Source organism: Nesterenkonia flava, assembly GCF_031432335.1.
Lineage (GTDB): Bacteria > Actinomycetota > Actinomycetes > Actinomycetales > Micrococcaceae > Nesterenkonia > Nesterenkonia flava.
In genome coordinates this window covers 121,369-140,605 of the sequence record NZ_JAVKGT010000001.1, presented here as the reverse complement: position 1 = coordinate 140,605, position 19,237 = coordinate 121,369, and the positions used below count along the sequence as shown (strand labels likewise).

Here is a 19,237-nt window from a genome sequence, read left to right as displayed (position 1 = left end):
GACTAGCGCTTGAGGTGTGATGGCGAGCGTGAGCTCGCCGAGAGCGTGGCGGGGTTTCCCCGCCCGCGGGACTAGCGCTTGAGGTGTGATGGCGAGCGTGAGCTCGCCGAGAGCGTGGCGGGGTGTCCCCGCCCGCGGGACTAGCTCGGGAACTCTCCGCGGCGAACCAGTGGCTTGGGCAGGCGGAGACGACGCATCTGCATGGAGCGCATGACGGCGTAGAAGCGCAGCCCCTTCTCCCGGTTCTCGGCACCGAATTTCTTGTCGACCTCGAGGCGGACCTTGCGGGCAACCCACCAGCACTCGACGATGACCAGAGCCATTAGGCCCCACATGCTGAACGCAAAGAGCGCACGAGTCTCGGGGGTCATCAGCAGTGATCCGAAGAGGAAGATGACCAGGCCGATCAGGAGCCACTCGCCGATGCCCGAGCGGGCATCCACCCAGTCTCGGACGAAACGCCGCTGCGGGCCGCGATCGCGCGCCGGCAGATGCCGGTCATCACCGGTCTCCATGGCGTGACGCATCTTGGCCCGCTGCTCGGCAATGGCCTTTCGCTGGGCCGCGCGGGCCGCCTTGCGGTCGTTGTGCACCAGCGGCCGGCGACGTGCCGCCTCGCGCTCACGCCGGGTGGGAGTCGGAACACCCTTCTTCTGCGGCAGCTTCGGCTGAGCCTCATGGGTCAGAGACTGCGTCTGCGCAGCCTCGGCCTCAAGGACCTCGTTCTGAGTCTTCTTCTTACGTCCAAGCACCGGTCCAGTGTAGCGGTCCCGCCCGCGCGGGAATGCGGAGCCGGTTCAGGTGGTTGATACCCTCAAACCTAGTGAACGCACTCAAGCTGAAAGGCTGAACAACTATGAGCACGCCGACTCAGGAGACCCCCGAGGCCGTCGAGATCCGCGGCAACGAGGTGGAGGGCTTCAAAGCTCACCAGGTGGAACTGTCCGAGACCGCGGCGGAGAAGGTCGCCTCCCTGCTGCAGCAGGAGGGTCGCGAGGACCTTCGTCTGCGTGTGGCCGTCCAGCCCGGCGGCTGCAGTGGTCTGATCTATCAGCTCTACTTCGACGAGCGTCTGCTCGACGGTGACGCGCTGCGCGAGTTCGAGGGCGTCCAGGTCGTCGTTGACAAGATGAGCGTTCCCTATCTGGACGGCGCCAAGATTGACTTCGAAGACTCGATCTCCAAGCAGGGGTTCACCATCGACAACCCCAATGCAGGGGGCTCCTGCGCCTGCGGCGACTCATTCCACTGATCCCCAAGCGCCCTCGGCGGCGTAATTTCTACGTAATGTAGAACGCCTTGCAAAGACCCGCGTGCCCGAAAGTACGCGGGTCTTTGCGTGTCTTCCCAGGTCGGTGAGTGTTCGTGCCCCCGTTTCTCTACATCGCGTAGTAGTCTTGTAGCCAAGCGTCAGATGTCGCTGGTCTCTGCCCCGCACAGCAGTGGGGAACAGAGCCATGGACCCAAGTATTGCGAGCTGCTCGCACACCAAATGAAGAGGAAGGGCCGTCTGTGAGTTCGCAGAAACGAACCGGCAGCCGAGGCCGCGCGGTCAAGGGGATCGCACTGGCCGGCGTGGCTCTGCTGGTGCTCACCGCCTGTGCAGAGGATCATCCCGCCCGGCGCGGCTGGCTCCCCGGAGACCGGGACACCACATCGAACACCGCCGCACTGACTGATCTGTGGGTGAACTCCTGGATCGCGGCACTGGCCGTGGGCGTTCTCACCTGGGGACTCATGCTCTGGTGCATGATTGCCTACCGCCGCCGCAAGGGTGAGACGGGCTACCCCCGGCAGCTGGCCTACAACATCCCGCTGGAGATCATGTACACCGTCCTCCCGCTGGTGATGGTGGCAGTGTTCTTCTACTACACCGACCAGGTGCAGCGAGACGTGGACGAGCCCTTCGAGAACCCCGACGTGACCCTCGAGGTCTACGGCAAGCAGTGGGCCTGGGACTGGAACTACACCTACACCGGCCCCGACGGCACCGAGTACGAGGTGCACGACACCGGAGTGCAGGCACACCTGACTGGTGAGGACGGCGTCGTCGAGACCCTCCCCACCATGGTCCTGCCCGTCGACTCCGACATCCAGTTCGACCTGAAGTCCCGCGACGTCATCCACTCCTTCTGGGTGCCGGCCTTCCTTCAGAAGCGCGACATGATCCCGGGACGCACCTCGCACATCTACCTCTCCACACAGGAGGAGCTCGGCGAGGATCCCGAGGACAACCTGTACCACGGCAAGTGTGCAGAGCTGTGCGGCGAGTACCACTCCGAGATGCTCTTCAACGTGGAGATCGTCTCTGAAGAGGACTTCATCGCCTACCTGGAGACTCTCGAAGAGGGCCATCTGGGAGACGAGTACAACCGCAACCCCAGCCTGCATGACAGCGAGACTCTGAGCACTCTGAGCGGAGGGGACGACTGAGCATGTCTACCACCCTTGAATACACCACTGACGACCGCGCGGTCGCCTCGCGCTCCGTCCCCGTCTCGAAGGGGAAGGTCGTGGTCAACTGGCTGACCACGACCGATCACAAGGTCATCGGGTACATGTACCTGATCTCCTCTTTCCTCTTCTTCTGCCTCGGCGGCGTGATGGCTCTCATCATCCGCGCCGAGCTCTTCGAACCCGGTATGCAGTTCCTGCAGACCAAGGAGCAGTACAACCAGCTGTTCACCATGCACGGCACGGTGATGCTGCTGATGTTCGCCACCCCGCTCTTCGCGGGCTTCGCCAACGTCATGATGCCCCTGCAGATCGGCGCACCGGACGTCGCCTTCCCGCGTCTGAACGCGCTGGCCTTCTGGCTGTTCCTGTTCGGCTCGCTCGTGGCCGTGGCCGGCTTCCTCACGCCTCAGGGTGCAGCATCCTTCGGCTGGTTTGCCTACGCGCCGCTCTCGGACACCACATACTCACCCGGCGTCGGCGGTGATCTCTGGGTCTTCGGCCTCGCGCTGACCGGCTTCGGCACCATCATGGGTGGCGTCAACTTCATCACCACCATCATCTGCATGCGTGCCCCCGGCATGACCATGTGGCGTATGCCGATCTTCACCTGGAACACCCTCATCACCTCGATCCTGGTGCTGATGGCGTTCCCGCCGCTGGCTGCAGCGCTGTTCGGCCTTGGCCTTGACCGCCGCTTCGGCGGACACATCTTCGACCCCGAAGCCGGCGGCGCCGTTCTGTGGCAGCACCTCTTCTGGTTCTTCGGCCACCCCGAGGTCTACATCATCGCTCTGCCGTTCTTCGGCATCGTCTCGGAGATCCTGCCGGTCTTCAGCCGCAAGCCGATCTTCGGCTACAAGGGTCTGGTCTACGCCACCATCGCTATTGCCGCTCTGTCCGTGACGGTGTGGGCACACCACATGTACGTCACCGGCGCCGTGATGCTGCCCTTCTTCGCCCTGATGACCATGCTGATCGCAGTACCGACCGGCGTAAAGTTCTTCAACTGGATCGGCACCATGTGGCGAGGCTCCCTCACCTTCGAAACACCGATGCTGTGGAGCCTCGGCTTCCTGGTGACCTTCCTCTTCGGTGGTCTCACCGGCATCATCCTCGCCTCGCCGCCGCTGGACTTCCACCTGTCCGACACCTACTTCGTGGTCGCTCACTTCCACTACGTGGTCTTCGGCACCGTGGTCTTCGCGATGTTCGCAGGCTTCTACTTTTGGTGGCCCAAGTGGACCGGCAAGATGCTCAACGAGCGTCTGGGCAAGATCAGCTTCTGGATGCTCTTCATCGGCTTCCACGGCACGTTCATGATTCAGCACTGGCTGGGCGTCATGGGTATGCCTCGCCGCTACGCGGACTACCTGGTCGAGGACGGCTTCACCGGGATGAACCAGTTCTCCACCATCTTCTCCATGCTGCTGGGCGCCTCCCTGATTCCGTTCTTCTGGAACGTGTGGATCACCCACCGCAAGGGCAAGAAGGTGCTCGTGGACGACCCGTGGGGCTTCGGTGGATCGCTTGAGTGGGCCACCAGCTGCCCGCCGCCGCGCCACAACTTCTACTCCCTGCCCCGCATCCGCTCGGAGCGTCCTGCTCTGGATCTGCACCACCCCGAGCTCTCCGAGCGGCACAGCGAGCACAGCCCCGCCGGTAAGATCTTCGGCCCGGCCGATCAGAAGGACAAGGGTGGTATCTGATGAAGACCAATATTGCGATCTTCGGCGGACTCGGCGTCTTCTGCCTGCTCGTGGCAGCGGTCTACGCGTTCCTGACCGCCGGAGACGACCAGATCGGTCTCGAGTGGGTCGGCTTCATTTGCCTGCTGCTCACCGGCGGTCTCGGCCTCATGCTGTGGTGGTACCTTCGCTCCACCGCCAAGCACCATGAGGTGCTGGATGGAGACAACCCTCAAGGTGAGATCTCCGATATGCACGGCAACTACGGCGAATTCGCTCCCTGGAGCTGGTGGCCCCTGGGACTCGGCTTCTCCGCTGCGTTCCTGTTCTTCGGTCTGGCCATCGACTGGTGGGTCTTCTTCATCGGACTCATCCCCGGCCTGTTCTTCGTCACCGGCTGGGTGATGGAGTTCAACCGCAAGCGCTACGCACACTGATCGACTCTTCTGGCAGTAGGCCCGCGGTCCCCTCACGGGACCGCGGGCCTACTGCGTGCTTCACAGACTTTAGGATCTACCACATGAGCATCAGGCCCATCGTTATTCACGGAGAACCGGTTCTGCATACGCGCGCCCAAGAGGTCGGGCAGATTGACGACGAGATTCTCCAGCTCATCCGCGATATGGACGAGACGCTGGACGCGTCCAACGGCGTCGGACTTGCCGCGCCCCAGGTCGGCGTCGGGCTGCGCATCTTCAACTGGAAGTACTCAGGAGAGACTGGTGATGCGCCGCAGCGGGGAGTCATCATCAATCCCGTCCTTCGCCTCATCGGACGCGTCTCTCAGGAGAACCCGGACCCAGAGGAAGAGGTGGAAGGCTGCCTCTCGGCCCCCGGATACGGCTTTCCCTTGAAGCGCAGCGACCACGTGGAGATCCAGGGCCTGAACCCGGCCGGGGAACGGATCGCGTTTGAGGCCACGGGGTGGTTTGCCCGCATCATGCAGCACGAATACGACCACCTCGACGGCTACCTGTACGTGAACCGCCTCAACGCAAAATGGGCCAAACGCTGGAAGAAGGCGCTGAAGCAGGAGGGGTGGACGGTTCCGGGCAACTCCTGGCTGCCGGGCACCGATCCTGACCCGTTCAGTGCTGACTGAACTCCACCCAGCGACGCAGGGCGGCAGAGGCACGGCCGGAATCAATTGACTCGGCCGCTCTCACCATATTGGTGCTCAGGCGAGTCACGAGATCACCCTCGGAGCGCTCGTCCAAGGCCGTCAGACCGGCTGCCGCGTTGAGCAGGACAGCATCGCGGACGGGGCCCGGACGTCCGTCGAGGACATCCGTGACGATCCGCGCGTTGTGCTGCGCGGTGGAGCCGCGCAGCTCGTCCACTGCACAGCGGCGTAGCCCGACGTCCTCCGGGGTCAGCACGGAATGCGCGACGGCGCCATCGCGGATCTCCCACAGATCGGTCGCCTCCGAAGTGGTGACCTTGTCTCGGCCGTCCCTGCCCCGGAAGACCAATCCGCGCGTTCCTCGGGCGGCCAGTGCTTCGGCCATGCGCGGAGCCAGATCTGCTGAGGCACAGCCGAGGGCCTGCGCGGTGACCCCGGCGGGGTTCGACAGGGGGCCCAGGAAGTTGAAGACTGTACGTACGCCCAGCTGCTTGCGCACAGGGCCCACAAACCGCATGGACGGATGGAACTGCTGGGCGAAGAGAAACGTAATGCCGACCTCCCGGGCAGAGGCCGCGACCTTCTCGGGCGCCAGCGCAAGGTCAACTCCGAGGGCTTCGATGACGTCGGCAGCCCCTGCCGTCGTCGAAGCACCCCGGTTTCCGTGCTTGACCACCGTCGCACCGGCGCCCACCGCCACCAGAGAGCTCATGGTGGAGATGTTGACAGTTCCGAGCCGGTCGCCGCCCGTTCCGACGATGTCGAGCGTCTGACCCTCGATCTCAATCGGTACAGCACGCTGCATCATGGTGCGGCTGAGGCCCAGCAGTTCCTGTCCGGTCTCGCCTTTGGCGCGAAGAGCGATGAGGAACCCCGCGATCTCCGTGTCCGAGAGCTCGCCGCTCATGAGGCGGTCCATCGCCCAGGAAGCGGTCTCCACGGTCAGGTCCCTCTTGGACAGGAGGGTCTCAAGCAGCTCGGACCATGTCATCTCTGAAGCGGTGCTGGAGGGGCTCATGGAGACCACAATAGTGGCCTCGGGGGAGCGGTTGGGGTCGGTTCTTCTACGTCTTGTCGAAATATTTGAGAAGTTTTCGACACGCTGTAGAAGCCCCGATCCCAGAAATGACGCGGGATCCGCGGTGTGACAAGGAATCACAGCGTGCGCCACGCCCCCGGAGCCGATGGCAAAGCTGAGTGTTTTCAGGACATAATGTCTCTGTGACGACTGCAACCCATGCCCCCAACGCTCCGGCGCGCACGCTGCCGAATCGTCCGAACATGGTGTCCGTGGGCACCATGGTCTGGCTGACCAGCGAGCTGATGTTCTTCGCCGGCCTGTTCGCCATGTTCTTCACGCTGCGCTCCACTCAGCAGGAGATGTGGGCCGAGTACAGCGGACGACTCGACGTCGTCCTCGCCGGCATCATCACCGTGATTCTGGTGGCCAGCTCCGTGACTGCGCAGTTCGGCGTGTTCGCCGCTGAGCGCCACCAGCCTCGCCGGACCGGCGGATTCTGGCAGGTGAAGCACTGGGGCATGGTCGAGTGGTACATCGTGTCCTTCATCATGGGCGCGATCTTCATTGCCGGCCAGACCTACGAGTTTGCTGTGCTGGTCTCCCATGGCGTGGCGATCCAGACCAACGCCTTCGGCTCCGCGTTCTACATCACGACCGGGTTCCACGGCCTCCACGTCATCGGCGGTCTGGTCGCCTTCCTGTACGTCATTGCACGTGCCTACTTCAGCGTGAAGTTCACGCACAAGGAAGCAAGTGCCGCCGTCGTCGTCTCGTACTACTGGCACTTCGTGGACGTCGTGTGGATCGCACTGTTCGCCGTCGTCTACCTGCTGCCGCTCTTCGTCTGAGCGACCAGACGCGCACCCAAGACTTCAACAACGCACCGTAAGAGAAAAGGAACCGGCACGTGAAGGCACTCTCACAGAAGCGCCGCCACCCGTTCGCGTTCGTGGCGCTGCTCCTCCTGGGGCTGCTGGCCACCGGCGGGCTGTACGCCGCGGCGACCACGGTTAACCAGGCTCAGGCCTCCAACGCAGTCCCCGAGGGGTACCAGGCTGAGGATGTGGCCCAGGGTGAACGGCTCTTCGTCGCTAACTGCGCCACTTGCCACGGCATGAACGCAGAGGGCACCGACGCCGGCCCGTCCCTGGTGGGTGTGGGCGCAGCCTCCGTCGACTTCCAGGTCGGCACCGGCCGCATGCCCATGCAGATGCACGGCCCGCAGGCTCAGCAGAAGCCGCCGCAGTTCAACGATGAGCAGACCGCCCAGCTGGCTGCCTACGTTGCCTCTCTGGGCGCGGGCCCCGCAATTCCCGATGACGAATACCTCGACATCGATCAGGGCGATCCGGCACGCGGCGGTGAGCTCTTCCGGATCAACTGCGCCATGTGCCACAACGCAGCAGGAGCTGGCGGTGCGCTGACTGAAGGTAAGTACGCACCCAGCCTGCACGGGGTCGAGGCGCGGCACATCTACTCGGCTATGACCACCGGCCCGCAGAACATGCCGGTCTTCAACGACGCCAATATTCCGCCAGAGGACAAGAGGGACATCATCACCTTCCTGAAGACCTACGAATCCCAAGGAACCCCTGGCGGTTTCTCGCTGGGCTTCCTCGGCCCGGTCTCCGAGGGACTGCTCATCTGGACCCTGGGCCTGGCCCTGCTGATCGCCTCTATGGTCTGGCTGACCTCGCGCTCCTCCTGACCCACGCATCACAAGCACCCAATACGCACTGAATGACAGCAAAGGACGTTAACCATATGGGCGAGCACGGTAACGGTGACCCGAAGTCGGGTGCCGTCATCACAGCCGGCGAGGGGGAGTCGGGCAAGTACGCCATCGACAACCCTGGTCTGCCGCCGCACCGCCCGCGGTTGGCTGATGTTGACGAGAAGGCCGCCAAGCGCGCCGAGCGACAGGTCTCTGTCCTGTTCATCCTCTCCATCATCGGCACCGTGGTGACATTTGTCGGCTACTTCGCGATCGGTCAGACCGACGGCGATCTTCACCTGCTGCGCCTGCAGAACACGCTGCTCGGCGTGGGCACCGCCCTGGCCATGCTGGGCATCGGCCTGGGCATTGTGCACTGGGCCAAGACGCTGATGCCCGATCACGAAATCGTGGAGGACCGTAAGCCCCTGCGGCAGGAGGTCCACCGCGAAGAGGCGCAGAAGATCGTCACCGAGGTTCTCGACGAGTCTCAGATCGCTCGCCGTCCGCTGCTGCGCAACACTCTGATCGGTGCCGCTCTGCTGGCACCGCTGCCGGCGGTCGCCTTCTTCCGCGACCTTGACCGCTCCGAGGACTTCGGCGTGGAGCGCATGCGGCACACTCTCTGGGCCCCTGGCGTGCGCCTGGTCCGGGATCCCACCGGTACGCCGATCCGTGCGGCTGACCTCACCATCGGTTCAGCCATGCACGTCATTCCCGAGAACCTGCGGGAGATCACGTACCACGGCGAGCGACTCGCTGAAAAGGCCAAGTCTGTGGTTCTGCTGATGCGCATGAACCCGAATGAGTTCCGCAACACCATTCCCGGTCGCGAGGACTGGACCGTCGACGGCATCATCGCCTGCTCCAAGGTCTGCACCCACGTCGGCTGCCCCGTGGCTCTGTACGAGCGCCACACGCACCACCTGCTCTGCCCCTGCCACCAGTCCACGTTCGACGCTGCTGAGAACTTTAAGGTGGTCTTCGGACCCGCGGGTCGCCCGCTGCCTCAGCTGCCCATCTCTGTGGACGAGGAAGGCTTCCTCATCGCGACCAGCGACTTCACTGAACCTGTCGGCCCGACCTACTGGGAGCGGGGCCACACCGACCCGGAGGGTGATTACCCAGCATGAGTGCCTCCAAAGAGAAGTACACCGAGGATCAGTACCTCGAAATCGACTCCTATGAGCCGAAGACCCGCTCGGGCCGAATCGCCAACTATGTCGACCTGCGTGTGGGCGGCACCAGCATCGTTCGTGAATTCGGACGCAAGGTGTTCCCGGACCACTGGACCTTCATGTTCGGTGAGGTGGCGCTCTACAGCTTCATCATCGTTGTTCTCTCCGGTGCGTTCCTGACGTTCTGGTTCGATCCCTCGATGGCGACTACTCGTTACTCCGGTTCCTACGCACCGCTGCAGGGCCTGGAGATGTCGATGGCCTATGCCACGGCCCTGGAGCTGAGCTTCGACGTGCGCGGCGGTCTGTTCATGCGCCAGCTCCACCACTGGGGCGCGCTGATGTTCATCCTCGCGATGAGCGTGCATATGCTGCGCGTCTTCTTCACCGGTGCTTTCCGCAAGCCCCGTGAGATCAACTGGGTGGTGGGCTGTGCCCTGCTGCTCGCCGGTCTCGGTGCTGGCTTCACCGGCTACTCCCTGCCCGATGAGGTTCTCTCCGGTAACGGTCTGCGCATCATCGACGGCATCCTGAAGGCTCTGCCGCTTGTGGGCACTTACCTGTCGTTCTTCCTGTTCGGCGGCGAGTTCCCGGGCAACGAGGTGATTCCGCGCCTCTACACCCTGCACATCTTCATCATTCCCGCCATTATCCTCATTCTGATCGCCGTCCACCTGTTCCTGGTGGTCATGCACAAGCACACCCAGTACCCCGGCCCGGGACGCACCGAACGCAATGTGGTCGGCTACCCGGTGGGTCCTGTGTACGCGGCCAAGGCTGGTGGTTTCTTCTTCATCGTTCTGGGAATCTTGTCGCTGATCGCAGGCACCTTCCAGATCAACGCTCTGTGGAACTACGGACCCTACGACCCTTCCCCGGTGCAGGCTGGTGCCCAGCCGGACTGGTACATCGGACCCTTCGAAGGTGTGCTGCGTCTGATGCCGGGCTTCATTGGGAACATCCCCCTCGAGTTCGTGATCCCGACGCCGTGGGGTGGGAACTCGGTGGCGACGCCGGTGCTGATACCGCTGATGCCGGTGGGCATCATCTTCCTCGGCCTCTTCGTGTGGCCCTGGATCGAGGCTTGGATCACCGGTGACAAGAAGGAGCACCACCTTCTGGACCGCCCGCGCAACGCCCCCACCCGCACGGCATTCGGCGTGGCCGTGATGATCAACTGGCTCATCATGTGGGGCATGGGCGCCAACGACCTCATCGCCACCCACTTCGGGCTGTCGCTGAACGACATCACCTACTGGTCTCGTGTGCTGTTCTTCCTCGGCCCGGTGATCGGCTACATCCTCACCAAACGAATCTGCCTGGCTCTGCAGCGCAAGGACCGGGAGACCGCTCTGCATGGTCACGAGGCCGGCATTATCGAGGTCAACGCTGACGGTGCCTTCCACGAGAAGCACAAGCGTCCGAGCGACCACGAGCTGTGGACCCTGGTGGCCTTCGATTCTACGGAGCCGACCCCGGCCCGGCCGAATCGTAAGGGCAAGGTCACGATGGTCGAGAAGTTCCGTGCCCGTCTGAACCGTGCGTTCTACGAGGATCGTGTTGCTCCTGTCTCCCGCGAGGAGTACCTGGAGGCGCTCGAGCACGATCACCATGACGACGCGACCGGTCTGGAAGCAGCGCAGTCGCAGGAAGCAGTGACCGCGGGCAAGCCCCACGGACACTCCTCCAGCGGCCACTGACCCTAGCGGGTTTAGCCCATAGCGGTGCGATAAGTCTGAGGCCCCGATCTCCTGTACGGGATCGGGGCCTCAGACTTTTCGCTGTCTGGTGGGCCCAGGCGGTGGCGGGTGCGTTTCATGTACCGGGAGCACCTGAGAAGGTGCGCTGGGCGACTACGTGCCGCGAATGATCTGACGGAGCCTCTCCAGGCGGTCTGCGACAGCCCGCTCGGCCCCGTTGCCTGTGGGTCGGTAGTAGTCAGTCCCCAGAAGGTCATCGGGAGCATACTGCTGGGCGGCGACGTGATGGGGCTGATCATGGGCGTAGATGTAACCTTTGCCGTGGCCGAGACGGTGGGCGCCTGAATAGTGCGCGTCGCGCAGGTGCGCTGGCACCGGTGCGCCCTTGCCCGCCCGCACATCGGCGATAGCCGCGTCGAGCGCTTTGTAGGAGGCGTTGGACTTCGGGGCTGTGGCGATATGTACAGTGGCCTGTGCCAGGAGGATGCGCGCTTCGGGCATGCCGATGAGCTGCACGGCCTGGGCGGCTGCCACAGCGGTCTGGAGAGCCGTGGGATCTGCCATGGCAACCTCCTCACCGGCGGCAATGACCAGGCGTCGCGCAATGAAGCGCGGATCCTCGCCGGCAACAATCATCCTGGCCAGATAGTGGAGGGCTGCGTCGACGTCGGAGCCGCGCAGGGACTTGATGAAGGCGGACACGATGTCGTAGTGCTGATCGCCGTCCTTGTCGTAGCGCTGCACGGCAAAGTCAGCAGCCTGTTCGGCGTCTTCCGGCGTGATCTTCACCGGTTCCGCATCCTGGTTCTCCGGCTCGCCGCTCGCAGGGGCTTTTCCTGAGGCGACCGCAGCGGCTGCTTCCAGTGTGGTCAGCACCCGGCGGGCATCACCCCCGGAGACCCGGAGGATGTGCTTGCGTGCCTCGTCCTCGAGAGCGAACTCCCCACCCAGCCCCCGACTGTCCGCAAGGGCCCGGTCGATGAGTCCGCCCAGGTCCTCCTGGGTAAGGGGCTGCAGCGTCAGGAGGAGCGATCGCGAGAGGAGCGGTGCCACGACCGAGAAGGAGGGATTCTCCGTGGTCGCGGCAACCAGGATGACCCAGCCGTTCTCCACTCCGGGCAGGAGGGCGTCCTGCTGAGCCTTGTTGAACCTGTGGATCTCGTCGAGGAAGAGCACGGTGGTGATTCCGCGAAGGTCTCGGTCCGTGAGCGCCTGATCCATGACCTGGCGCACGTCCTTAACTCCAGCGCGAATGGCGGAGAGCTCGACGAATTTTCGGGTTCCTCCGCGAGCAATCACGTGCGCGAGGGTGGTCTTGCCCGTCCCCGGTGGACCATAGAGGATGACCGAGGATGCGCCAGCGCGCCCCGAGGTCCCTTCCGCGAGGACCCGCAGGGGCGAGCCCGGTTTGACGAGATGCTGCTGGCCGACGACTTCGTCCAAGCTCCGAGGACGCATGCGCACCGCCAGCGGAGTGTGCCGCTGGCGTCCGCCGGGTCGCTCGGCGGCCGAGTCAGCGTCGTCGTCGCTCTCGGGGTCCGCGGAGAAGAGGTCGGCAGTCATGGCATCAAGCGTAGTCGAGGCCCCTGACGGGTGTGCTGGTTCAGCAGCGGGCGAAGTGGCTCTCAGCGGCGCGAAATGTCCTGCTCGATGCCGTCGAGGAGCATCCTCAGTCCGTAGGCGAACTGTTCGTCCCAGCCCCCGGTGTAGGCGTCGTCGCCCAGCTGCGCCATCGCGGGGTACCGGCCGGAGGCCATGGCTCTCTTCAGCCACGGCAGCTGCAGGGTCCAGAACTGGTCATCGCTGACGCCATAGTCTGAGGCGGAGGATTCGTATTGGATCTCCTGACGCACCGAGCCGGTCACGTAGCCGTCAATGAGAGAGACGAGCATGATGCGCTCCTGATCGCTGATGGGCAGCTCCAACAGCGCCGAGACCATGACATCCATATTGGCGATGCTGTTGGGACCCATCGCGGCGCGGGACCAGTTGACCTGCAGGAGCCAGGGATGGTCGAGGTAGAGACGACGGCTGCTGTGCGCCGAGGCTTCTACCAGCTCACGCCAGGAGCCCTGGGGCAAGTCAGTTTCCAGGGCGATCATGTGGTCGAGCATGAGGTTCAGGAGCTCAGACTTGCCCGGCACGTATCGGTACAGGGACATGGTCCCCACCCCCAGCTCCTTGGCAAGACGCCGCATCGACAGCGCACTGAGCCCCTCGGCGTCGGCGATCTCGATGGCAGCGGTGATGATCTGTGGCAGTGTCAGACTTGCCCGGGGGCCCCTGCTGTTCTCTGGCAGGCCCTCCCACAACAGCTGCAGACTGCGCACGAGCGCCTGCTCCGCGGGGGTGGGGGACTCCGGGGCATGCTCGGCGGCGGTGTGCTCACTCATATGTAGTACATCCTATGACCGCCACGAGCCGGTGGCGCACCGTACCCTCAGGGGCGACGGGAGTCTCACGCTGAACGCGATGCCTCAACGGTTACAGGCCTATCCTCGGCGGCGGGCTGGGTGCCGGAGAGCACTCCGGGCAGGCCTCTGCGGTCCCTGGTGATCAGGACGAGGACCAGGCTTACTGCGGAGAAGAGCAGGTCGGCGGGGGAGAGCAGGCCCAGAAGCTGGAAACCGCCGATTCCGGCCAAGTACCGAAGTGCTGCCCGGGACACCGAGACGCTGCCGGAGGGCATCGCAGTGAAGGTCAGCCGCACCGCATGGTCGCCGACCGTGCGTCCGGTCACCAGGGTGAGGATCCCGACGAGGATGAACGGAGTCCACTGGGCGATCTGCTGGGTCATCTCCTGATGCAGGGCGCCGGCGCCGCGGTCCATGACATAGAGCTGCCACGCATTGGCGAAGACGGCGGCACCGACGCTCAGAAGGATCATCGCCACTGCGTCACAGACCATCCCCACCAGGCGTCGGCCCAGGGTGATTCTGTCCGTGGTCGTCTGCACCTGCACTGGGAAGAACCGTCGGCGCAGCGCGAAGAGCGCGGCGGCCAGCAGGCCACCCACGAGGGCACCGGTGGTGTTGGCCAGCAGATCGTCCACGTCAAAGACGCGGTAGGCACAGGGATAGATGCCCCAGACCCCGGTGACCTGGGTGACCTCGATGAGGGCCGAGAGGCTGGCGCCAGTCAGGGCCGCCACAGTGACGCCGCGTCCCCACAGGATCCGCAGGAAGAATCCCAGGGGCATGAACAGCAGCACATTCAGTGCCACCTGCATGAACACCGGATTATGCACCAGCCCGGCGGGTCCTGAGTAGGGATACGACTGGATGTCATGAATGAACGGGAAGGGACGCAGCTGCGCTGAGGTGCACTGGATATCGGCCGGCTCGGGAAGAGGCAGCAGCGTATAGGTCCACAGGGCCATCGCGTAGACCAGGAACGCGATCCAGAGGAGCGTGCGGGCTCCGCTGAGCCGCCCGTGGCGCCTGTAGTTGATGTAGACGAACGGCACGAAGAGCAGGACGGCCAGCACGGTGCCGACGAGAACGGCGAAGAACGCAGACATCAGCTAGTCGCTCATAGGTCCCCTTTGGTGAGACGGATGGCTGACTCCAGCCTAAGCCCTGTGCTGTGACAGCGCAGAGGACGACGACGGCGGCCCCTCGCATCCGTTGGGAGGTGGGGAGCCGCCGTCGTCCCGGGAAGAACGCCTGAAGCTAGTTCGAGTTTTCCTCTCGACTGGGCTGGGCGTCTACACCGGCTTCCTTGCGCTGCTGCGGGGTGATGGGGGCGGGAGCGGCCGTGAGCGGATCGAATCCGCCGCCGGACTTGGGGAAGGCGATGACTTCGCGGATGGAGTCCTCGCCGGCCAGCAGGGCCACCACGCGGTCCCAGCCGAAAGCGATGCCGCCGTGCGGGGGCGCGCCGAACTTGAAGGCGTCCAGCAGGAAGCCGAACTTCTCGCGCGCCTCCTCCTCGCTGATGCCCATGACCTTGAAGACCCGCTCCTGCATGTCCTGGCGATGGATACGGATCGAGCCGCCGCCGATCTCATTGCCGTTGCAGACCAGGTCGTAGGCATAGGCCAGGGCCTCGCCGGGATCGGAGTCGAACGTCTCGGCGAACTCCGGCTTGGGCGCGGTGAAGGCGTGGTGAACTGCTGTCCAGGCGCCGGAGCCTACGGCGACGTCGCCGGCGGCCTGGGCGTCAGCGGCAGGCTCAAACATCGGAGCGTCAACGACCCAGACGAACGACCAGGATCCGGGCTCGATCAGCCCCACGCGCTGGGCGATCTCATTGCGGGCCGCGCCGAGCAGGCTGCGAGAGGGGCCGGGTTCGCCGGCCGCGAAGAAGATGCAGTCGCCAGGCTGTGCCCCGACCTTCTCGGCCAGTCCTGCCTTCTCCTCCTCGGAGAGGTTCTTGGCCACGGGGCCGCCCAGCTCGCCGTCCTCCTGCACCAGCACATAGGCCAGACCCTTGGCGCCGCGCTGCTTGGCCCATTCCTGCCAGGCATCCAGCGTGCGGCGGGCCTGGGACGCGCCTCCGGGCATGACGACGGCGCCCACATACGGCGCCTTGAAGACCCGGAAGGGCGTGTTCTGGAAATACTCGGTGAGCTCTGTGAGCTCGAGGCCAAAGCGCAGATCGGGCTTATCCGAGCCATACTTGGCCATGGCCTCGCGGTAAGTGATGTGGGGGATCGGGGTGTCGATCTCAACGTCGATGAGCTTCCAGAGGCGGGCCACAATCTGCTCGGCCAGCGCAATCACATCGTCCTGCTCCACGAAGCTGGCTTCGATGTCCAGCTGCGTGAACTCGGGCTGGCGATCGGCGCGGAAGTCCTCATCCCGGTAGCAGCGGGCAATCTGGTAGTACTTCTCGATGCCGCCGACCTGCAGCAGCTGTTTGAACAGCTGAGGAGACTGCGGCAGCGCGTACCAGGAGCCCGGTGCCAGGCGTGCGGGCACCAGGAAATCTCGTGCGCCCTCGGGGGTGGAGCGGGTGAGGGTCGGGGTCTCCACCTCGGTGAAGCCCTGCTCGTGGAGCAGCTCGCGGGCTACGCGGTTGGCCTCCGAGCGCAGACGCAGGGCGCGCTGGGGAGCCGAGCGGCGCATGTCCAGGTAGCGGTGCTTCAGACGCGCCTCTTCCCCGACCTCCACGTGGTCATCGATCTGGAAAGGCAGGGGAGCGGCGGTGTTCAGCACCTCCACCTCGTCGGCGATGATCTCCACCTCCCCGGAGGGCAGATTCGGGTTCTCGTTGCCCTCAGGGCGGCGCTCGACGACGCCGCGCACCTTCAGCACGAACTCGTTGCGCAGCGGATCGAAGTCCTCTTCGTCCCGCACCACGACCTGGGCCACGCCCGCGGCGTCACGCAGATCGAGGAAGGCAACGCCGCCGTGGTCCCGGCGTCGGGCCACCCATCCGGTGAGGGTGACGGTCTGGCCAATGAGCTCGGCGTTGATCTCGCCGGTCGTGTGTGTGCGGAGCACGGTGTCCTCTCAGACGGGGTGGGTGGTTCGATGCGTGGGGGTCAGGGGGAGTCAGCACCCCGGGCGGGGGCGGTGGCTCCTCAGACGTTACGGGTGATTGTAGGTGTCAGGTCCTCTGCCGGGGGAGTCCAGGTCTGCGGATCCGCGGGGGCCTGTTCACCGGAGCGGATGTCCTTGACCTCGTGGCGTCCCTCCTCGTCGGTGAACCAGACAAAGGGAATGCCGCGCCGGTCGGCGTACTTGATCTGCTTGCCGAACTTCTCCGCGGAGAGAGCCACCTCGGCGCTGATGCCCCGAGCGCGCAGAGCATCGGCGATGTCTTGGGCGGCGCCCCACTGATCATCGCTGCGCAGTGCCACGTAGACCGCAGTGGGCACCGACCGGGAGGCGGTGAGCAGCTCAGCGCCGATGAGACGCGAGACCAGTCGCGTGACGCCGATGGAGAGACCGACGCCGGGGAACGTGCGCTTGCCCTTGGATGCCAGGGACTCGTAGCGGCCGCCGGAGCAGATGGATCCCAGCTGCTCGTGGCCGCTGAGCACGGTCTCGATCACCGTGCCGGTGTAGTAGTCCAGCCCGCGGGCAATCGAGAGATCGGCCACGGCGCGGCCGGGAACTCGCGCCCGAAGCTCGTCGATGACCTCAGCCAGTTCGGCGAGCCCCTGCTCCATGAGCTCCGTGTCCTCGGCCCCCTCAGCCAGGTCGCGCACCTGCTCAGCGAAAGAGGAGTCGTCGGTGCGGATGCCCGCCAGCGCCAGGGCCTTCTGGGCCTGCTGCTCGGTGGCTCCGGCCTTGGCGGTGAGCTCAGCGACGACGCCGGCCTCACCGATCTTCTCTAGCTTGTCCACCGCGCGCAGCACAGCCGCGGCGTCGGTCAACCCGATGGCGCGGTAGAAGCCCTCGGCAAGTTTGCGGTTGTTCACGCGCAGGGTGAAGTCCCCGATCTGCAGAGCCTCAAGGGCGCGGGCCATGACGACGGCGATCTCCACGTCGCAGCGGAAGGGCAGGGCGCCATCGCCGACGATGTCAATGTCGGCCTGAGTGAACTCGCGGTAGCGGCCCTCCTGCGGTCGCTCACCGCGCCAGACCTTCTGAATCTGATAGCGCCGGAAGGGGAAGGCAAGGTGTCCTGCGTTCTCCACGACGTAGCGGGCAAAGGGCACCGTGAGGTCAAAGTGGAGGGCCATCTTGGCCTCCGAGGAGCTGCCGGCGTCGTCGTGGATCCGCGACACGGCGTAGACCTCTTTATCCACCTCACCCTTCTGCAGCAGCGTGTCCACCGTCTCCACCGCACGGGACTCAATGGAGGCGAAACCGTGGCGTTCGAAGACCTCCCGGAGCGTATCGAGCACATGCAGCTCTACGATCCGCTCACTCGGCAGAAGTTCGAGGAAGCCGGACAGCGAGGACGAACGTGCCATAGGTGCTCAAATCCTTTGTGTGTGCTGATGGTGTGTGACGGTGTCTGTGCCCGCGAAACCTGAGACGACAGCGCGGGCGGCCCCGAGGGGTTGACAGGGACCCAAACCTGTTCATCATATCTGGTGCCCGAAAGCGGTAGTCTGGGAACCATGAGCCCTGCTGTGAAGCCCACGTACCACCAGACCTCCCTCGAGGAGGCCCGGAAGCTGGCACGCGTCGACGCCGAAGGCCACGTCTACCTCCACCCGGCTGAAGGCGAGAGTGAGGAGCGCTACATCGGCCAGTACTCCGCCGGCGGAGGCGAGGATGAGGCGCTGCAGTACTTCACCCGGAAGTTCGACGAGCTGTACAACCGCGCCCTGCTGCTGCGGGCGCGGGTGGCGACGCAGGCCGACTCCGCCTCAGCGCTGCGCTCCTCGGCGCAGTCTCTGGGCAAGGAACTGCGTGAAGGCACCTGGCTTGGCGACGTCGCCGGTCTCGAGGCAATCCTCGCCGAGATCGGTACGGGCATCGACGGCATTGCTGAGCAGGAGAAGAAGCAAGCAGAAGAGGCTACTGCCGCCAAGCTGGCGGTGCGCGAAGAGATTGTCTCGGAGGCCGAGAGCATCGCTGCAGCCGATCCCGAGCAGCAGCACTGGAAGTCGGCGCAGTCCCGGATGAATGAGCTCTTCGAGGCATGGAAGACGGAGCAGAAGACCCCGCCGCGCCTGTCCAAGTCCCAGGAGGACCCGCTCTGGAAGCGTTTCCGGGCAGCCCGCACAACCTTCGAGAAGCACCGCCGCGCGTTCTTCGTCCAGCGGGACAAGGAAGCAGGCGAGATCAAGCGCGCCAAGGAAGAGCTCATCGCCGAGGCGGAGAAGCTCTCCCGCAGCACCGAGTACGGTCCCACCGCGAAGGCCTATCACCGCTTGATGGACCAGTGGAAGGCCCTGGGCAGAGGACAGCGTAAGACCGAGGACGCGCAGTGGGCCCGCTTCCGGGCGGCCCAGGACACGTTCTTCGCGGCTCGTGATGAGGCCAATGCCAAGCTCGACGCCGAATACGGCGAGAATCTCAAGCGCAAGGAAGAGATTCTTGAGCAACTGCGCGCGCTGATGCCGTTCACCAAGCCGCAGGCCATCCGTGACCGGTACTTCAAGCTGCTCGACGAATGGGACGCCGCCGGCCGAGTTCCGCGCGGGGACGTCAAGCGCATGGAGCGCGCCATCGGAGAGATCCAGGACGCCTTCCGCGAGGCCGAGGGGGCGACTGTCCGGGTCCAGGATTCAGCGAAGAACGAACGCCAGAGCGCCATGCTCACTCAGTTGGAGGAGACTATCGCTCAGCTGGAACAGGAGCTGACCGAGGCCCGGGCTGCAGGCGATGAGCGCAGGATCAAGGAGTCTGAGGAGGCGTTGGCGGCACGCCGCACATGGCTCGAGACGCTGAAGAGCGCCTGATCACGGATAGATTACAATTACTGAGGTTCTGAGATAGTTTGCCTATTTCCA

17 protein-coding genes are annotated in these 19,237 nt (G+C 64.6%); 10 read left to right on the top strand and 7 right to left on the bottom strand.

The window, feature by feature from the left end:
- Positions 1 to 140 precede the first annotated feature (140 nt).
- Positions 141 to 752 carry a DUF3043 domain-containing protein gene (locus RH857_RS00655; RefSeq protein ID WP_310536044.1) on the bottom strand — a complete coding sequence of 204 codons (612 nt, stop codon included), beginning with the start codon at positions 750 to 752 and terminating at the stop codon, positions 141 to 143.
- A gap of 104 nt (positions 753 to 856) precedes the next feature.
- Here RH857_RS00655 and RH857_RS00650 point away from each other — a divergent pair, with 104 nt between their 5' ends.
- From RH857_RS00650 to def, 5 genes are all read left to right on the top strand, one after another.
- A complete protein-coding gene (locus tag RH857_RS00650) occupies positions 857 to 1,252 on the top strand; it encodes a HesB/IscA family protein (protein ID WP_310536043.1) in 396 nt (131 codons plus the stop codon).
- Between the two features lie 260 nt (positions 1,253 to 1,512).
- The gene (ctaC, locus tag RH857_RS00645; protein WP_310536042.1) at positions 1,513 to 2,433 is read left to right on the top strand and encodes an aa3-type cytochrome oxidase subunit II; all 921 of its coding nucleotides are present in this window, start codon (positions 1,513 to 1,515) and stop codon (positions 2,431 to 2,433) included.
- A 2-nt stretch (positions 2,434 to 2,435) separates the two neighbouring features.
- Positions 2,436 to 4,163 (top strand): aa3-type cytochrome oxidase subunit I, encoded by a 1,728-nt coding sequence (gene ctaD / locus RH857_RS00640; protein ID WP_310536041.1) that lies wholly within the window; start codon positions 2,436 to 2,438, stop codon positions 4,161 to 4,163.
- Positions 4,163 to 4,579, top strand: coding sequence for an aa3-type cytochrome oxidase subunit IV (ctaF, locus tag RH857_RS00635; protein ID WP_310536040.1), 417 nt, complete (start codon positions 4,163 to 4,165; stop codon positions 4,577 to 4,579). Before ctaD ends, ctaF begins: the two co-directional genes overlap by 1 nt.
- Positions 4,580 to 4,662: 83 nt before the next feature.
- Positions 4,663 to 5,244 (top strand): peptide deformylase, encoded by a 582-nt coding sequence (gene def, locus RH857_RS00630; RefSeq protein WP_310536039.1) that lies wholly within the window; start codon positions 4,663 to 4,665, stop codon positions 5,242 to 5,244.
- On the opposite strand, the gene trpD is transcribed toward def, so the two are convergent.
- Complete coding sequence (trpD, locus tag RH857_RS00625) at positions 5,231 to 6,283, bottom strand: anthranilate phosphoribosyltransferase (RefSeq protein ID WP_310536038.1); 1,053 nt, start codon at positions 6,281 to 6,283, stop codon at positions 5,231 to 5,233. The two genes, def and trpD, sit on opposite strands and share 14 nt — an antisense overlap.
- Before the next feature lie 203 nt (positions 6,284 to 6,486).
- Here trpD and ctaE point away from each other — a divergent pair, with 203 nt between their 5' ends.
- Genes ctaE through qcrB form a run of 4 tightly spaced genes read left to right on the top strand, consistent with a single transcriptional unit; the run spans position 6,487 to position 10,878 of the window.
- Positions 6,487 to 7,134, top strand: a complete 648-nt coding sequence (gene ctaE / locus RH857_RS00620; protein ID WP_310536037.1) for an aa3-type cytochrome oxidase subunit III — start codon at positions 6,487 to 6,489, stop codon at positions 7,132 to 7,134.
- Positions 7,135 to 7,193: 59 nt separating this feature from the next.
- A complete protein-coding gene (qcrC, locus tag RH857_RS00615; protein ID WP_310536036.1) occupies positions 7,194 to 7,994 on the top strand; it encodes a cytochrome bc1 complex diheme cytochrome c subunit in 801 nt (266 codons plus the stop codon).
- 56 nt (positions 7,995 to 8,050) lie between these two features.
- Positions 8,051 to 9,133: a cytochrome bc1 complex Rieske iron-sulfur subunit gene (qcrA, locus tag RH857_RS00610; protein WP_310536035.1), complete on the top strand. Its 1,083-nt coding sequence runs from the start codon at positions 8,051 to 8,053 to the stop codon at positions 9,131 to 9,133.
- A complete protein-coding gene (qcrB, locus tag RH857_RS00605) occupies positions 9,130 to 10,878 on the top strand; it encodes a cytochrome bc1 complex cytochrome b subunit (RefSeq protein WP_310536034.1) in 1,749 nt (582 codons plus the stop codon). Before qcrA ends, qcrB begins: the two co-directional genes overlap by 4 nt.
- Positions 10,879 to 11,031: 153 nt before the next feature.
- On the opposite strand, the gene RH857_RS00600 is transcribed toward qcrB, so the two are convergent.
- From RH857_RS00600 to hisS, 5 genes are all read right to left on the bottom strand, one after another.
- On the bottom strand, positions 11,032 to 12,441 hold the full coding sequence (locus RH857_RS00600; RefSeq protein WP_310536033.1) for a replication-associated recombination protein A: 1,410 nt from the start codon (positions 12,439 to 12,441) through the stop codon (positions 11,032 to 11,034).
- Positions 12,442 to 12,503: 62 nt separating this feature from the next.
- Positions 12,504 to 13,271 carry a TetR/AcrR family transcriptional regulator gene (locus RH857_RS00595; protein ID WP_310536032.1) on the bottom strand — a complete coding sequence of 256 codons (768 nt, stop codon included), beginning with the start codon at positions 13,269 to 13,271 and terminating at the stop codon, positions 12,504 to 12,506.
- A 65-nt stretch (positions 13,272 to 13,336) separates the two neighbouring features.
- Positions 13,337 to 14,398: a VanZ family protein gene (locus RH857_RS00590; RefSeq protein ID WP_310536031.1), complete on the bottom strand. Its 1,062-nt coding sequence runs from the start codon at positions 14,396 to 14,398 to the stop codon at positions 13,337 to 13,339.
- A 151-nt stretch (positions 14,399 to 14,549) separates the two neighbouring features.
- Positions 14,550 to 16,325 (bottom strand): aspartate--tRNA ligase, encoded by a 1,776-nt coding sequence (aspS, locus tag RH857_RS00585; protein WP_310536030.1) that lies wholly within the window; start codon positions 16,323 to 16,325, stop codon positions 14,550 to 14,552.
- Positions 16,326 to 16,405: 80 nt separating this feature from the next.
- Positions 16,406 to 17,746, bottom strand: a complete 1,341-nt coding sequence (gene hisS / locus RH857_RS00580; RefSeq protein WP_310536029.1) for a histidine--tRNA ligase — start codon at positions 17,744 to 17,746, stop codon at positions 16,406 to 16,408.
- 150 nt (positions 17,747 to 17,896) lie between these two features.
- Between hisS and RH857_RS00575 the strand changes: the two genes are divergently transcribed.
- Positions 17,897 to 19,186, top strand: a complete 1,290-nt coding sequence (locus RH857_RS00575) for a DUF349 domain-containing protein (RefSeq protein ID WP_310536028.1) — start codon at positions 17,897 to 17,899, stop codon at positions 19,184 to 19,186.
- The last annotated feature ends 51 nt before the right edge of the window (positions 19,187 to 19,237 follow it).

Coding starts and splice junctions, on each gene's coding strand:
- RH857_RS00595 (WP_310536032.1), bottom strand. CDS start 13,271: ATGAGTGAGCACACCGCCGCCGAGCATGCCCCGGAGTCCCCCACCCCC.
- qcrA (WP_310536035.1), top strand. CDS start 8,051: ATGGGCGAGCACGGTAACGGTGACCCGAAGTCGGGTGCCGTCATCACA.
- qcrB (WP_310536034.1), top strand. CDS start 9,130: ATGAGTGCCTCCAAAGAGAAGTACACCGAGGATCAGTACCTCGAAATC.
- def (WP_310536039.1), top strand. CDS start 4,663: ATGAGCATCAGGCCCATCGTTATTCACGGAGAACCGGTTCTGCATACG.
- RH857_RS00575 (WP_310536028.1), top strand. CDS start 17,897: ATGAGCCCTGCTGTGAAGCCCACGTACCACCAGACCTCCCTCGAGGAG.
- ctaF (WP_310536040.1), top strand. CDS start 4,163: ATGAAGACCAATATTGCGATCTTCGGCGGACTCGGCGTCTTCTGCCTG.
- RH857_RS00650 (WP_310536043.1), top strand. CDS start 857: ATGAGCACGCCGACTCAGGAGACCCCCGAGGCCGTCGAGATCCGCGGC.
- RH857_RS00590 (WP_310536031.1), bottom strand. CDS start 14,398: ATGTCTGCGTTCTTCGCCGTTCTCGTCGGCACCGTGCTGGCCGTCCTG.
- ctaD (WP_310536041.1), top strand. CDS start 2,436: ATGTCTACCACCCTTGAATACACCACTGACGACCGCGCGGTCGCCTCG.
- hisS (WP_310536029.1), bottom strand. CDS start 17,746: ATGGCACGTTCGTCCTCGCTGTCCGGCTTCCTCGAACTTCTGCCGAGT.
- RH857_RS00600 (WP_310536033.1), bottom strand. CDS start 12,441: ATGACTGCCGACCTCTTCTCCGCGGACCCCGAGAGCGACGACGACGCT.
- trpD (WP_310536038.1), bottom strand. CDS start 6,283: ATGAGCCCCTCCAGCACCGCTTCAGAGATGACATGGTCCGAGCTGCTT.